14 protein-coding genes are annotated in these 14376 nt (G+C 71.7%); 7 read left to right on the top strand and 7 right to left on the bottom strand.

What is annotated here, in order from left to right; all coding sequences use genetic code 11:
• The first annotated feature begins 312 nt into the window (after window positions 1-312).
• A complete protein-coding gene (locus I73_RS12405) occupies window positions 313-858 on the top strand; it encodes a cysteine hydrolase family protein (protein WP_022980900.1) in 546 nt (181 codons plus the stop codon).
• A 29-nt stretch (window positions 859-887) separates the two neighbouring features.
• Here the strand turns inward: I73_RS12405 and I73_RS12400 are convergent, their stop codons facing one another.
• Both I73_RS12400 and I73_RS12395 read right to left on the bottom strand, forming a co-directional pair.
• Window positions 888-3050 (bottom strand): TonB-dependent receptor, encoded by a 2163-nt coding sequence (locus tag I73_RS12400; protein WP_022980899.1) that lies wholly within the window; start codon window positions 3048-3050, stop codon window positions 888-890.
• Window positions 3051-3218: 168 nt separating this feature from the next.
• Window positions 3219-3608 carry a DUF2946 family protein gene (locus I73_RS12395; RefSeq protein ID WP_022980898.1) on the bottom strand — a complete coding sequence of 130 codons (390 nt, stop codon included), beginning with the start codon at window positions 3606-3608 and terminating at the stop codon, window positions 3219-3221.
• A gap of 77 nt (window positions 3609-3685) precedes the next feature.
• On the opposite strand from I73_RS12395, the gene I73_RS12390 reads away from it, so the two are divergent.
• Window positions 3686-4570: a hypothetical protein gene (locus tag I73_RS12390; protein ID WP_022980897.1), complete on the top strand. Its 885-nt coding sequence runs from the start codon at window positions 3686-3688 to the stop codon at window positions 4568-4570.
• Here the strand turns inward: I73_RS12390 and I73_RS27660 are convergent.
• Window positions 4534-5580 carry a bile acid:sodium symporter family protein gene (locus I73_RS27660; RefSeq protein ID WP_051049193.1) on the bottom strand — a complete coding sequence of 349 codons (1047 nt, stop codon included), beginning with the start codon at window positions 5578-5580 and terminating at the stop codon, window positions 4534-4536. The genes I73_RS12390 and I73_RS27660 overlap by 37 nt on opposite strands.
• A 77-nt stretch (window positions 5581-5657) precedes the next feature.
• Between I73_RS27660 and I73_RS34600 the strand changes: the two genes are divergently transcribed.
• The 3 genes from I73_RS34600 to I73_RS27655 all read left to right on the top strand — a co-directional run bounded on the left by I73_RS34600 (window position 5658) and on the right by I73_RS27655 (window position 7825).
• A complete protein-coding gene (locus tag I73_RS34600; RefSeq protein WP_022980895.1) occupies window positions 5658-6461 on the top strand; it encodes a helix-turn-helix domain-containing protein in 804 nt (267 codons plus the stop codon).
• Between the two features lie 8 nt (window positions 6462-6469).
• Window positions 6470-6733, top strand: a complete 264-nt coding sequence (locus I73_RS12375; protein WP_022980894.1) for an ATP-binding protein — start codon at window positions 6470-6472, stop codon at window positions 6731-6733.
• A 75-nt stretch (window positions 6734-6808) separates the two neighbouring features.
• Window positions 6809-7825, top strand: coding sequence for an HDOD domain-containing protein (locus I73_RS27655; protein ID WP_159105882.1), 1017 nt, complete (start codon window positions 6809-6811; stop codon window positions 7823-7825).
• 10 nt (window positions 7826-7835) lie between these two features.
• Here I73_RS27655 and I73_RS12365 read toward each other — a convergent pair whose 3' ends face one another.
• Complete coding sequence (locus I73_RS12365; protein WP_234409495.1) at window positions 7836-9098, bottom strand: cytochrome-c peroxidase; 1263 nt, start codon at window positions 9096-9098, stop codon at window positions 7836-7838.
• A gap of 149 nt (window positions 9099-9247) precedes the next feature.
• Here I73_RS12365 and acpA (I73_RS12360) point away from each other — a divergent pair, with 149 nt between their 5' ends.
• Both acpA (I73_RS12360) and acpA (I73_RS12355) read left to right on the top strand, forming a co-directional pair.
• Window positions 9248-10930 (top strand): acid phosphatase, encoded by a 1683-nt coding sequence (acpA, locus tag I73_RS12360; protein ID WP_022980891.1) that lies wholly within the window; start codon window positions 9248-9250, stop codon window positions 10928-10930.
• 89 nt (window positions 10931-11019) lie between these two features.
• Window positions 11020-12705 carry an acid phosphatase gene (gene acpA / locus I73_RS12355; RefSeq protein WP_022980890.1) on the top strand — a complete coding sequence of 562 codons (1686 nt, stop codon included), beginning with the start codon at window positions 11020-11022 and terminating at the stop codon, window positions 12703-12705.
• A gap of 21 nt (window positions 12706-12726) precedes the next feature.
• Here acpA (I73_RS12355) and I73_RS27650 read toward each other — a convergent pair whose 3' ends face one another.
• The 3 genes from I73_RS27650 to I73_RS12340 all read right to left on the bottom strand — a co-directional run.
• Window positions 12727-13473 (bottom strand): type 1 glutamine amidotransferase, encoded by a 747-nt coding sequence (locus I73_RS27650; protein ID WP_022980889.1) that lies wholly within the window; start codon window positions 13471-13473, stop codon window positions 12727-12729.
• 26 nt (window positions 13474-13499) lie between these two features.
• The gene (locus tag I73_RS12345; RefSeq protein ID WP_022980888.1) at window positions 13500-13844 is read right to left on the bottom strand and encodes a PspC domain-containing protein; all 345 of its coding nucleotides are present in this window, start codon (window positions 13842-13844) and stop codon (window positions 13500-13502) included.
• A gap of 129 nt (window positions 13845-13973) precedes the next feature.
• Window positions 13974-14376 (bottom strand): questin oxidase family protein (locus I73_RS12340; protein ID WP_022980887.1); only part of this gene is annotated, 403 nt, incomplete at its 5' end.

Raw genomic sequence — 14376 nt, 5'->3', positions numbered from 1 at the left:
CCCCAGCACCCGGCGCGCCACCGGCGCCGCCGCCTGCCCCGCCTGGCCCAGCCAGCGTGCCACCTGCGCGAACGCGCGCCCGACTTGTTCGTTGGCCTGCTTGAGCATGGCTCTCCCCCTCCGTGATGGCGGGGATTATTCCCAGCGAATGGGGTGGCGAGGTGACCAATCTGCAGACATCCCCCATCCGAGGGCATGGCGCCATGCCTTGGCGCAGGCCGAGCGTCGGTGGAATCCGACGATCGGTAACACGCGGTAAGCCACGGGCTGCGATGATCCGAAATCCCTGTCCCAGCCCCTCAAGGAGACCCCATGACCACCGCCCTGCTCGTCATCGATGTCCAGACCACCCTCTGTGTCGGCCCATGGGCCGTGCACGATGCGGCCGGCCTGATCGACCGGATCAACAGCGTGTCGCGCGCCGCGCGTGCGGCGGGGGCGCCGGTGGTGTTCATCCAGCACGAGGACGACCACCCGCTGATGCGCCATGGCAGCGAAGGCTGGCAGCTGGCGCCCGGCCTGGAGACGGCCGAGGGCGACCTGTTCGTGCGCAAGACGACGCCCGATTCCTTCTTCAAGACGGACCTGATGGGCAAGCTGCAGGCCCGGGGCGTGACGGCGCTGGTCGTCTGCGGGGCGCAGACGGATTTCTGCGTGAGCACCACCACCCTGGGCGCGCTGGAGCACGGCTTGCCGGTGACGCTGGTGTCGGATGGCCACTCGACGCTGGACAACGGGGTGCTGACGGCGCCGCAGATCATCGCCCACCACAACCGCACGCTGTCGAACATGGACAGCTTCGGCGTGCAGGTGACGCTGGTGCCGGCCGCCGAGGTGAGCTTTCCCCCGGCGGCCTGAGCGGCTGACCCGTCAGCTCACCACCCTGCTCAGAAGCGCTGGGTCACCCCCAGCACCACGCCGCGGCGCGGGCCGTACTGGGGCGCGCCCACGCCGATGCCCGAGCCGTCGCGGATCTGATAGACGCTGTCGAACAGGTTGGTGACGGCCGCGCGCAGCTCGGTGGGGCCCAGGCCCTGGGCCAGGGTGAGGCTGTGCTGCACGCCCAGGTTGACCTGGGTGTAGCCCGGCAGGTGGCCGGTGTTGGCAAAGCCGTTGCGCAGGCCGCTGCCGTGGATCAGGTCCAGCGAGGCGATGGTGCCTTCGGCCCAGCGGTAGCTCACGCCGGCCGAGGCCGAGGTGGCCTGGTCGTGGTCCAGGTGCACCCAGTGGCTGTTGATGTAGTCCAGCTCGTCCTGCTCGAAGTTGAACTGGCCGCTCTCCAGCCCCTTGCCGAAGGCCCGTGCCAGGGCCACGTTGGCATAGGCCGAGAAGGCGTCCTGATGGTAGTTGGCGCTGAGCTCCAGGCCCCAGATGCGGGCCTTCTGGTAGTTGAAGGCGGAGTAGATCAGCGCGTTGCCGAACTGGCCTTCGTCCTGCAGGTGGCGCACGTTGCGGTAGTAGCCATCCAGGCCCACGGTCAGCGCGGGGCTGAGCTGCTGCGAGATGCCGGCGTCGAAGTAGTGGCTGCGCTCGGAGCGCACGGCGGTGTTGGCGTCCGAAGGCAGGGCGTTGGTGGTGCCCAGGAACTTGGCCACCGAGGTCTGGTCGATCAGCTCGGTGGGCGGCGGGGTGAAGTAGCGCGCATAGCCCAGGTGCACCCGGGTGCTGGGGCTCAGGTCGTAGACGGCGCCCAGGCGCGGGCTGAGCTGGTGCTCGTTGACCACGGTGTTGACCTGGTCGTAGCGCAGGCCGTAGTTGACGGTCAGGGCCTGGATCGGGGTCCACTCGTCCTGCAGATAGGCGCTCCACTGGTGGCCGATGATGCGGCTGTTGTCGACGATGGTCTCGGGCACGTCGCTGGTGGCGTTGCCGTCGGCATCGGCCGGGAAGACCTGGGCGGTGTTGTCGGTGGTGCCGCGCTCGTGCTGGAAGGAGAAGCCGCTGCGCAGGGTGTGGGCCGGGTTGATCGTCCAGCTCAGGTCGCCCTGCAGACCGGCGGCGTCGTTGCTGCGCAGCACGTTGGCGGCCACGCCGTTGAACATCAGGTCGCCGCGGTCGTCCGGGGTGTAGTGCACGTCGGTGCTGCGGACGTAGGCGGCCAGCTGGTAGTCCACGCCCTCGCCCAGGGTGCTTTGCAGCGCCAGCACGCCGAAGCGGTTGCGCTCCTTCTGGCGCGCGTCCAGCGTGGCCGAGTCGATGCTGTCGCTGCCGTTCAGGCTGAAGCTGGGCGTCTGGCCCGGCACGTCGGGGATCTGGAAGCGGTTGTTGGAGAAGCCGCCCATGGCGCTCAACCGCGTCTGGGGGCTGAGCAGGTAGGACACGATGCCGAAGGCGTTGCCCTGCTGGGTCTGGTCGTGCAGGGGACGGCGGCTGCTGGTGGGGTTCTCGATGCCCTCGTCGCTGCGCAGGGCCGAGCCGGTCAGGTAGTAGCTCAGCGCCCCTTCGGTGCCGCCCACTTCGGCGCTGGCCTGGCGGTGGCCGTTGCTGCCGGTCTCCAGGCCCACGCTGCCGCCGTTGGCGAAGGTGCTGTCCTTGGTGTGGATGTCCACCACGCCGGCGGTGCGGTTGCCGTACTGGGCCGGCAGCGCGCCGGTGATCAGCGAGAGGTGGTCGGCCAGGCGGGTCTGCAGGGCCTGGCCGAAGCCGCTGATGGACTCGGGGATCTGGATGCCGTCGATGCGGTACTGCAGGTTGGCGTGGTCGCCGCGCACATGCAGCTGGCCGTACGAATCCTGCACCACGCCGGGGGCCTGCAGCAGCACCTGGTTGAGCGGGGTGGATTCGCCTTCGGGCAGGCGCTGCAGGTCCTCGGCGTCGAAGCGGTAGACCGAGCTGCCGGTGTCGGGCGACAGGCCGTTGCGGGCCGCGTCCAGTTTCTGGCGCTGGGCGCTGATCTCCACGCGCTGGGTGGGCGCGGTGTCGGAGGAAGACGCGGTGGCGGTGGTGGGAGGTGCCGTCTGGGCACGGGCGGGGGTGGCCAGCAGGCTCAGGGCGCAGGGGAAGGCCAGGGACAGGGCGAGCGCCAGGCTCGTCCGGGGAAAGTTCTTCACGCAGAAGCTCCTTGCGATGCGCGCAGGACCGGGCGGGTGCACAGGCACAGGCCCTGGCACGAAGCCGGGCACGAGCCCAGGCACAGTCAGGCCTGCGGTCGCGCGCATCGGAATGCAAATGGGGGTGAGCCGGGGTCGGCCGCGCCGCCAAGGCGCGGGCCGTCCCGCTCAGGACAGGAGGGCGGTGAAACGGCCCGGCGGATCGCGGGCGCTGTGCGGCGGGCGCGCGGCCTCGCGCCAGAGGAAGGGCTCGCTGCGCGGCGGGGTCTGCTGCAGGGCCAGCAGCGCGGGCGGCACGAAGCGCCAGACGGCCAGACTGCCCACCGCGGCGAAACCCAGACAGAGCTGGCAGACCGCATCGGCATGGTCATGGTCGGCGCGGCCCGACCCACCCGGCTCGGACGGGCCGACGAGGCGGGCAGCCACGGGCCCGTCGGGGGCCTGGCCGCGCATGGCCGGCAGCAGGTGGCTGAGCTCGTGCAGCACCGCGCCCTGCTGGGCCAGCAGGAGCACGAGAGACAGCAGTGAGAACCGCCAGGACAGCCAGGACTTGCGCACGGCCGAGATTCTAGAGAGGCGGCTGAAGCCCCGTGCATAGAATGCCGGCCCCTGCCCGCCCTTCCCCCCAAGTTCGCATGTCCGACACCCCCACCATCGTCATCCACGAGGGCCTGCAGGCCTACATCGACCCCTTGCGCCCCGAAGAGGAGGAGGCCCTGGAGGCCAGCCTGCTGGCCGAGGGCTGCCGCGAGGCCCTGGTGCTGTGGGGCGATGTGCTGGTGGACGGCCACAACCGCCACCGCCTGTGCACCAAGCACGGTATCCCCTTCCGCACGGTGCAGAACCCGCGCCTGAAGACGCTGGAGGACGTGCAGCTGTGGATGATCGACCAGCAGCTGGGCCGGCGCAGCGTGTCCAACTTCCAGCGCGGTGTGCTGGCCCTGCGCAAGCGCGAGCTGCTGGAGGCCCGCCACGCCGCCCGCATGGCCGCCCTGGCCGAAGCCCCGAGCGCCGCGGTGGAAGCCGCTGCCCCCGCCACGGCCGAGCCCGCGGGTGGCGAGGCCCCGCCCTGGGCCGGTGAAGCCAGTGGCGCCCCCGCCGCGCCCCTGCCCGAGCCCAAGCCGCTGGACAGCCGCGAGGCGGTGGCCAAGGCGGCCCGCCTGTCCAGCGCCCAGGTGCAGATGATCGAGAAGATCCACCAGCAGGCCGCGCCAGAGGTGGTGGCCGCGGTGCGCGCGGGCACGCTGTCGATCAACGCCGCGGCCGCGGTGGCCACGCTGCCGGCCGAAGAGCAGGCCGCCGCCGCCCAGGCCGGGGCCGACGAGCTCAAGCAGGTGGCCAAGCGGGTGCGCGAAGCCAAGCGCAAGCCCAAGGCAGAGGAAGGCAGCGAGGCACCCGAGGCCCAGCCGGCCGGCGGCGACACGCTGGAGAGCCTGCGCCAGCGCGTGGCCGCGCTGGAGGCCGAGAACGCCGCGCTGAAGCGTCAGCTCGCCGCGCTGGGCGCCACGCCGGAGGCCTGAAGCCCGGCCCGCGCGGCATAGCGCCGCGCCAGCACCGCGCAGACGAAGAGCTGCAGCTGGTGATAGAACATGATGGGCAGCACCACGGTGCCCAGCACCGGGTTGCCGGCAAACAGCAGCCGCGCCATCGGCACGCCGGAGGCCAGGGTCTTCTTGCTGCCGCAGAAGATGGCCACGATCTCGTCCTCCACCCGGAAGCCCAGGCGGCGCGCCAGCCAGCGGGTGAAGGCCAGCATCGGGAACAGGAACAGCGCCGCACCGACCAGCACCAGGCCCAGCAGGCCCAGGCCGTGGCGGGCCCACAGGCCGTCGGCCACCGCGTCGCTGAACGAGCACCAGACCAGCATCAGGATGACGCCGCGGTCCACCAGCTGGGTGACGGGCTTGATGCGCTTGAACCACTCCCCCACGAAGCGCCGCGCCACCTGGCCCAGCACGAAGGGCAGCAGCAGCATGCGCGCCACCTTGAACATGGTCTCGCCCAGCGGCATGGCGCCGCCGTCCACGCCGGTGTGGAACATCAGGCTGGCCAGCAGCGGGGTGAGCACCACGCCCAGCAGGGTGGACAGGCTGGCGTTGAGCACGGCGGCGGCCACGTCGCCCTTGGCCAGCGCGGTCATGGCCACCGAGGACGACACCGTGGAGGGCAGCACCGCCAGGTAGAAGAAGCCCAGGCGCAGATCCGGCGGCACCCACTGGCCGAAGGCCGCATCCAGCGCCCACCACCACAGCGGGAAGAAGGCGTAGGTGCACAGCTGCACCAGCAGATGCAGGCGCCAGCGGCTGGCCCCGCTCAGCAGGCTTTCGGTGGACAGGCCCATGCCATGCAGGAAGAAGATCAGGAAGATGCCGACGTCGGAGGCCTGGTCCAGGTGCAGCCAGCCGCCGCTGCGGCCGACCTGCGGGGCCAGGCTGGCCACCAGGACGGCGGTGATCATGCCGACGAGGAAGACGTCGACCTTGCCGGTGGCGGCGCGGCGCGGGGCCAAGGGGGTGGGTGAAGAGCGCATGGCGGGACCAGGTCGTTGGCGGGAAGCGTTAGGCTAAGGGCTCTCGCCACGCCCGTCTGCCTGCGCTGCGCCAAGCCATGCCGCCAAACCGCCAAACTGCCCTGCGCCGCCCTCTGGCCGAACGCCGCATCCCGCGCCTGGCCACCCTTCCGCGCCCGGTGCTGGCCCGGGTGGAGGCCCTGGCGCCCGGCGCCTGGAGCGCGCCCCACACCCATCCCTGGGGCCAGCTGTCCTATGCCATCGAGGGCGTGCTGCAGGTGGAGACGGCCGACGGCTGCTTTCTGGCGCCGCCGGAGCGGGCGGTGTGGGTGCCCGCGGCGCTGGCCCATTCGATCCACAACATCGGCCCGGCGCAGATGCGCAGCCTGTACGTGCAGGCCGACACCCCCGGCCTGCCGGCCCAGTGCCAGGTGCTGGAGATCTCACCGCTGCTGCGCGAGCTGGTGCTGGCGGTGTGCGGCCTGCCCGAGCACTACGACGAGGCCGGCCCCCCTGGCCGCCTGGTGGCGGTGACGCTGGACCAGCTGGCCCAGGCCCGACCGGCGGCGCTGGACCTGCCCCTGCCCACCGATGCGCGACTGCGCCGCCTCTGCAGCGCCCTGCAGGCCGACCCGGCCAACACCCGCACCTGGGCCCAGTGGGGCGAGGCCGTGGGCCTGAGTGAGCGCTCGCTCGTGCGGCTGTTCCAGGCCCAGACGGGGCTGACCCCCGGGGCCTGGCGGCGCCGGCTGCGCCTGCTGCTGGCCCTGGGGCCCTTGGCCGCGGGCACCAAGGTGGCGGCGGTGGCGGCCGAGTGCGGCTATGCCTCGCCCTCGGCCTTCATCACCGCCTTCAGCGCCGAGTTCGGGCTCACGCCCACGCAGATGTTCGCCGCCCCATGAGCGGCCCCATGAACGCCCCGCACGCCGCCAAGGCGCTGCCGGCCATCGACCCGGCGCGCTGCACCGGCTGCGGCCGTTGCGTGGGCCTGTGTCCGCCCCAGGTGCTGTGGCTGGCGGCGGCCGACCCGCGCGGCTGGGGCCCCAAGCACGCGGTGCTGCACGACAGCCCAGGCTGCACCGGTTGCGCGCTGTGCGCGGTGCATTGCCCCTTCGATGCCATTCAAATGGTGCGGAATTGTTCCGCTCGACCGGCCGCGAAAGATTCAAGATGAGACCCGGGTCTGCCGACAATGGGATGTGCCCCCGCCGGCTTGGCGGGCCCCGCGATCTTTCTGCGCCCGAATGCCATGTGGAGCCCCTTGCAGCAGTTGCAGAAGGCCTGGTCCCGGCCAGCGCCAGAGCCCCGGCAAACCGCCCCGGCCAGGCCGGTGCTCAAGCCCGCCGCCACGGCGGTCCCCGCGGTGGTCGCCCCGATGGAGGCCGCGGCCGACCCCGACCTGGACCGGCGCTTTGTCGGCGAGTTGCTGCAGGTGGCGCACTGGGAAGACACGCCACCCAGCGGCGCCGAGCGTGACACGCTGCGGCGCCTGGCAGCACTGGTCGTCCAGCCCGAGACCGATGCCCTGGTGCCCCGCCGGCCCACCGCCCTGCCGCGGCTGCTGGGCCTGATGCAGGATGAGAACGCCTCGGCCCGCGAGCTGGCCGCCCTGGTGGCCCAGGACCCGGCCCTGCTGGGCGAGGTGATGCGCCTGGCCAACTCGGTGCAGTTCCGCGGCCAGCGCCGGGTGGAAAGCCTGGAGCAGGCGTTGATGATGCTGGGCCAGTGGGGTTTGCGCCAGCTGGTGACCCGCGCGCTGATGACCCCGGTCTTCAGTGCCCGGCAAGGTCGCTTTGCACCCCGCGCCAACCCGCGCCTGTGGGACGAGGCCGCCCGCTGCGCGCACGGCTGCGCCTGGCTGACCGACGGCGATTCAACCCGTTTTGACGCTTACCTGGCCGGCATGGTGGTGGACACGGGCATGATCGCCGCGCTGCGGGTCATGGACCAGGTGTTCCCGCCCCAGGCCCAGGCCGGCAGCCAGCAATTTCTCGCCACCCTGCTGCCCATGTGCGCCCGGCTGTCGGTCGGCATCGCCCGTCAGTGGCAGCTGCCAGCCCCGGTGATCGAGGCCATCGCGGCCCATGCCGAGCGTTGCGCCGACCCCGGGCGCCCGCCGACGGCAGCGACCCTGGCCACCCACCTGGACACCGCCATCCGCTGCGCACGCCGGCTTCTGCTCAAGGGCAGCGGCAGCCCCGAGCAAGCACTGCCGGCGGGCGACATGGCCTGTCAGCAGGAACTGGAGCGCGCCTTCTGCGCCTGAGGCGCCAGGCTCAGCGTGCCGCCAGCGCGGTGCCGGTCTTGGGCACCACGTAGCCGTCGTTCAGCGTCTTCAAAAAGGCGACGATGTCCTGCACCTCGGCCTCGGTCAGGCGCGGCTTGTCGCCGGGCTTCTGGCCGAAGGGCGCGTCCTGGTTGAGGTTGGCGCGGTAGGGCGCGGGCAGGTCGTCGGGCACGCGCTGGGGCCGGCCCTGGGCGTCGCGGTAGACGCGCTGCGGCTGGGTGTCGCGCAGGACGTAGAAGCGCACCGCCTCGTCCAGCCGGTGGTACACGCCGTTGTGGAAGAAGACCTGGCGGGTGGCCACATTGCGCAGCGACGGGGTCTTGAACAGGCCGCAATACTGCGGCTGGTCCTTCAGGTCGGTGCGCAGCGGGCCGCACAGGCCCAGGTCGAAGAAGGCCGGGTCGGCGTTGGCCGGCAGGCTGCGGTTGCGCGGCACACCCAGGGCGATCAGGCCGTCATCGGTGAAGCGCGGCCAGGTCCCTCGCTTGATGGCGCTGATGTGGCAGCTCGCGCAGTTGCCGCGCTGCGGGTCGTTGAAGGCCTCGAAGCCGCGGTGCTCGGCCGGCGAAAGCTGCACCTGTCCACGCAGAAAGGCGTCGTACTTGCTGCTGTAGGGCGAGAAGGTGGGCGGGTGCTGCTGGAAGACCTCCAGCGCCAGCAGCAGGCCCTTCCAGGCCAGCTCGGGCTGGGCCAGCACATGCGGGCCGAAGGCGGCCTGGAAGGGTGCGGCGCTGGGCGAGCGGGCCAGGCGGGTGATGACCTCGGCCGGGTTGGCATTGGCCATCTCGTTGGCCGCCAGCAGGGGCAGGGCCGCCTGGTCGTGCACGCTGGCGGCGCGGCCGTCCCAGGTGAAGCCACCGGTGGGGCCGTTGTCGATGCTGTCGTCGCCCTCGCTCTCCTGGTAGTGCTCGGAGAAGCTGGGCGTGGCGGCGCGGTACATCAGCGAGGGCGGCGGGCGCAGGCCCATCTGGTCCAGGTGCGGGCCGCCTTTCTGGGCCGACAGGCCATTGGGCGGGCCATAGGCATGGGCCGGGTCGTGGCAGTTGGCGCAGGCCATGCGACCCGAGGCCGAGAGCGTGCGGTCAAAGAACAACACCCGCCCCAGATCGGTCAGCGTGGCGGCATCGGGCTGGTGCTCGAAGCGGGTGCCGTAGAAGGAAGGGGCCGCCGTGGCGGACAGCAGGGCGGCGGCCAGCGCCAGCGGCCAGCGGCGCAGGAATCGGGACAGGGCGTTCACAGAAGTCCGGGACATCGGGGCATGCAACAGGCGACACGATAAGACCGCGAAGCTGTCCATCGAGTGACAAGGGCGAGAGCCAGCACAGGGAAGTGGACCATCACGGAACTGTCACGGGGCCTGCCGATGCTGCGCGGACGTTTCAACTTCTTTGCCCGCCCACCATGATCGGAAACATCCGCACCCTGCGTGCCCTGACCGCCCCGGCCGTCCTGCTCGCCACCCTCGGCGCCAGCGGCTGCGGCGACCACAGCACGCCCGACACCACTGCGGCGCTGCAGTCGGACATCCAGAACATCGTCGTCATCTACGCCGAGAACCGCTCCTTCGACAGCCTGTTCGGCCACTTCCCCGGCGCCAACGGCCTGTCGGCCGTGATGGACAGCAGCGGCAAGCCCACCAGCGCCTACATCGCCCAGGTGGACCGCGACGGCAGCGCCCTGTCGACCCTGCCCCCGGTCTGGGGCGGCGTGACCGCCGGCGGCATCACCCCGGCCGTGACCCAGGCCCAGAGCGCGGGCCTGGCCAACCAGCCCTACAGTGTCGAGACGGCCTTCCAGACCTCGGCCAACGCCACGCTGGACCTCAACACCGTCACCCGCGACATGTACCACCGGTTCTTCGAGAACCAGATGCAGATCGACGGCGGCAAGAACGACAAGTTCGTCGCCTGGGCCGACTCCGGCGCCATGGTGATGGGCCAGTTCGACACCAGCAACTCGGCCCTGTTCAAGCTGGCCCAGCAGTACACCCTGGCCGACAACTTCTTCCAGGGCGCCTTCGGTGGCTCCTTCCTGAACCACCAGTACCTGATCTGCGCCTGCGCGCCCGAGTACCCCAACGCCGACACCGCCACCGCTGCCCCCAGCATCACCGTGGTGGACAAGGACAGCAGCGGCAACTACACGCACAACCTGACCGTGTCGCCCAGCAGCCCGGCCTCGGCCATGGACGGCAAGCCGGCCTTCGTCAGCAGCGGCAACATCGCGCCGGCCAACTACTTCGGCGACAACAAGTTCTACGCCATCAACACGATGCAGCCGGCCTACCAGCCCAGCGGCAACGCCCCGGTGGACACCAATGGCAACGACGCGCTCTACGCCAACCCGGCCAAGAGCACCACGCTGCCGCCCCAGACGGCCACCAACATCGGTGACCTGCTCAACACCAAGGGCGTGAGCTGGAAGTGGTACGCGGGCTCCTGGAGCGCCGCCACCAGCGACGGCACGCAGGCCCCCACCACCACCCGCTCGGTCATCTACGCGGGCAACAGCTACGGCGTGGCCACCACGGCCAACGTGGACTTCCAGGCCCACCACCACCCGTTCAACTACTACGCCGAGTTCGACCCGGTCAGCCACGCCACCGACCGCGCCAACCACCTGAAGGACTACAACGACCTGGTGGCCGACGCCGCCGCCGGCACCCTGCCGGCCGTGGCCTTCTACAAGCCCGAAGGTGTCTACAACCAGCACCCGGGCTACGCCAACGTGACCAACGCCGACCAGAAGATCGCCGATCTGGTGTCCAAACTGCAGGCCAGCCCGCAGTGGAAGCACATGATGATCGTGATCACCTATGACGAGAACGGCGGCCAGTGGGACCACGTGGCACCGCCCGCCGCCGACAAGATGGGCCCGGGCACCCGCATCCCGGCCATCATCGTCTCGCCCTATGCCAAGAAGGGCACGGTGGACCACACCCAGTACGACACCGCCTCGGTGCTGCGCCTGATCACCCGCCGCTTCGGCCTGCCCACCCTGCCGGGCCTGACCACCCGCGACGAGGCCCTGAAGGCCAACGGTGGCCAGCCCATGGGCGACCTGACCAATGCGCTGAACCTCTGATGCCGACCTGACCCGGCCTGGTGTCAAATGCGCGGCGCGGCGCCTCCGGTGACGGGGGGCCGCGCCGCGTCCTTTGAGGAGCCCGAGCCATGAAGACCCCCCTGTTCCTGCTGCGCAGCCTGCTGTCGCTGGCCGCGCTGAGCGCCCTGCACGCGCAGGCCGCCCCGGCGGCCCCGGCGGCCCCGGCCGCTCCCCCCGATGCGCTGACCGCCGCGCTGCGCGCCAAGGTGCAGAACATCGTCGTCATCTACGCCGAGAACCGCGCCTTCGACAACCTCTACGGCGGCTTCCCCGGCGCCGACGGCCTGGCCACGGTGCTGGACGCCCAGGGCCGAGCCACCGCCGCCTACGCACCCCAGCGTGACCGCGACGGCAGCCTGCTGACCGCCCTGCCGCCCACCTGGGGCGGGGTGACCATGCCCGGCGTGCTGCCCGCGGTGACCCAGGCCCAGAGCGCCGGCCTGCCCAACCGGCCCTTCGACATCGGCCAGGCCTTCGGCACCCGCCTGGGCGTGGACACCGTCACCCGCGACCTGTACCACCGCTTCTTCGAGAACCAGATGCAGATCGACGGCGGCCGCAACGACGGCTTCGTGGCCTGGGGCGACAGCGGCGGCCTGGTGATGGGCCACTTCGACACCGGTGAGACGGAGATGACCGCGCTGGCGCGCGAGAACGTGCTGGCCGACCACTTCTTTCAGGGCGCCTTCGGTGGCTCCTTCCTGAACCACCAGTACCTGATCTGCGCCTGCGCGCCCGAGTACCCCAACGCCGACACGGCGCCGGCCAAGCCCAGCATCGCCGAGCTGGAGCGCGACGCCCAGGGCGGCTACCTGCCGCGCCTGGCCGTGTCGGCCAAGAGCCCGGCCTCGGCCATGGACGGTCGGCCCATCTTCGTCCACTCCGGCAACCTGACGCCGAAGAACTACTTCGGCGACGGGACCTTCCGCGCCGTCAACACCATGCAGCCGGCCTGGCAGCCCAGCGGCAACCCGCCGGCCGATGCTGCCAAGGCGCCGATGGTGGCCGACCCGGCCAAGCCCACCACGCTGCCGCCGCAGACCACGCCCACCATCGGCGACCTGCTCAGCGCCAAGGGCATCGGCTGGGCCTGGTACGCCGGGGCCTGGGCCAAGGCGGTGGCCGACGGCCAGCAGCCCGCCGGCGCGCCGCGCCGGGTGATCTACGCCAGCGAGCAGACCGGCGTGACCTCGCCCGCGGCGGTGGGCTTCCAGGCCCACCACCAGCCCTTCAACTACTACGTGGCCATGGACCCGCTGCGCCACCCCGAGGCCCGCGCCGCCCACCTGCAGGACGGCCGCGACCTGCTGCGCGCGGCGGCCGCCGGCACGCTGCCGCCGGTGGCCTTCTACAAGCCCGAGGGCCTGTACAACCAGCACCCGGGCTATGCCAGCGTGGCCGATGGCGACCGCCAGATCGCCAACCTGGTGCGGCGCCTGCAGGCCAGCCCGCAGTGGCCGCAGATGGTCATCGTGGTGACCTACGACGAGAACGGCGGCCAGTGGGACCACGTGGCCCCGCCGGTGGGCGACAAGCTGGGCCCGGGCACCCGCATCCCGGCCATCGTCATCTCGCCCTACGCGAAGAAGGGCACGGTGGACCCCACGCCCTACGACACCGGCTCGGTGCTGCGCCTGATCACCCGGCGCTTCGACCTGCCCACGCTGGCCGGGCTGCGCACCCGCGACGAGGCCTTGAAGGCCCACGGCCAGCCGGCCATGGGCGACTTGACCGCGGCGCTGAAGCTGGACTGAAACCCGGCCGGGGTCGGCGGGTCAGGCCGCCCGGGCCGTCCGGGCCAATCGCTCGGCCGCCAGCGCCAGCCAGCGGCCGTAGATGCCCGCGGCGGTGGCCTGGCTGTCGGCCAGCCAGCGCACGGTATCGACCCGCATCGCGGCCTCGCCCTGCACGCCGGCATGGGCGCGCAGCGGGTGGCCGTCGGCCGGGGCTTCGGTGCACCAGCGGTCCAGCTTCTCGGCATCCACCTCGATGTGGAACTGCATGCCCAGGTGCGGCCCGAAGGCGAAGGCCTGGTGGGCACAGGCGGCGTTGCGCGCCAGCAGGGTGGCCCCGGCCGGTAGCGCGAAGGTCTGGAAGTGCCACTGGTAGGCCGGCAGCGTGGCGCGCTCGCCCAGCCAGGCGGCGACCAGCGGGTCGGCGGTGGTCTCGATGTGCGACCAGCCGATCTCGGGTTCGGGGTTGTCGATGGTGGACGCGCCGAGCGCGCGCGCCAGCATCTGCCCGCCCAGGCAGTGGCCGACGATGGGCACACCGCGGCCGATGGCATCGCGCATCAGGGCCTCGGCGCGGCGCAGGAAGGGCAGTTCGTCGTTGACGCTCATGGTGCCGCCCAGCATGGCGATGGCGTCCCACTCAGCGGCTTCGGTGGGCACGGTGTGGCCCTCGGCCACCTGGCACAGCGTGAAGGCCTGGCCGCGCTGCTGCAGCCAGTGCGCCAGAAAGGCCGGGCCGTCGCTGGCCAGGGGTTGCAGGATCAGGACACGGGGCGCGGCAGACGGCATGGGCGGCGGGAACAGGACGGGTGTCTTCAGTGCCCCGCACTGTAGCCGGCCGTGCGCACCGGCGCCTCGGGCACGAAGACCCACAGCAGCACATAGAGCAGCAGGCCGGTGCCACCGAAGAGCACCAGCAGCACCGCGATCAGGCGCCAGATCCACGAGGCCAGGCCGGTGATCTCGGCCAGGCCGCCGCAGACGCCGCCCAGCCAGCGGTCCTCGCGGCTGCGGCGCAGGCCGTTGACGCTCTGGGCGAGGGCGTTGACCGGCGGCTCGCCACGCAGCAGCCGCGCCTTGGCACGGGTGAATTCGTCGTCGGAGAGCTGGCCGCGGGCATGCAGCTCGGCCAGCTTGGCCAGGTCGTCGGCATCGGACATGGAGGTCTCCCGGTGGGTGGTGAATGACTGCAGTGTGGAGCGATGCCACGCCAGGCGCCACCCCCGGGGGGACAGAACGCAGGGGCGACGGCATGGCCCGCAACGCCGCCCGACAGACCGCGGCGCGCCTCAGCCGATGGCCAGCGCCCGCGCCGCCGCCTGCCGGCACAGGCCGCCGTCAGCCAGGCCATGGGCCGCATGGTCCTGGCAGGCCTGCACCAGCTTGATCACATGGTCGTCGTCCTGGGCGCAGGCGGCTGCGCGCAGGGCCGGCCAGTCGGGCAGCGTGTCGGGCGCGGGCAGCGCGCGGGGCACTGCGCGGTGCAGCGGCGCGGCCAGCCAGCCGGCCACCGCCACCCGCCACAGCACGCTGGCATCGGTCTGCGGCGGCAGCCAGGGCAGCAGCACCCGCACCGCCCGCAGGCCGGTGACCAGGTGCAGCACCGTGAAATCGCCGCTCAGGGCATAGCCTTGCAGGGCCAGGGGCACCCAGCGGGCCAGGGCCTCGCCCAGCGGCAGGGCCTGCGGCGCC

Origin of the sequence: Ideonella sp. B508-1, from assembly GCF_000333615.1 — a bacterium.
GTDB lineage: Bacteria > Pseudomonadota > Gammaproteobacteria > Burkholderiales > Burkholderiaceae_C > Ideonella.
This window is presented reverse-complemented; position numbering and strand designations above follow the sequence as displayed.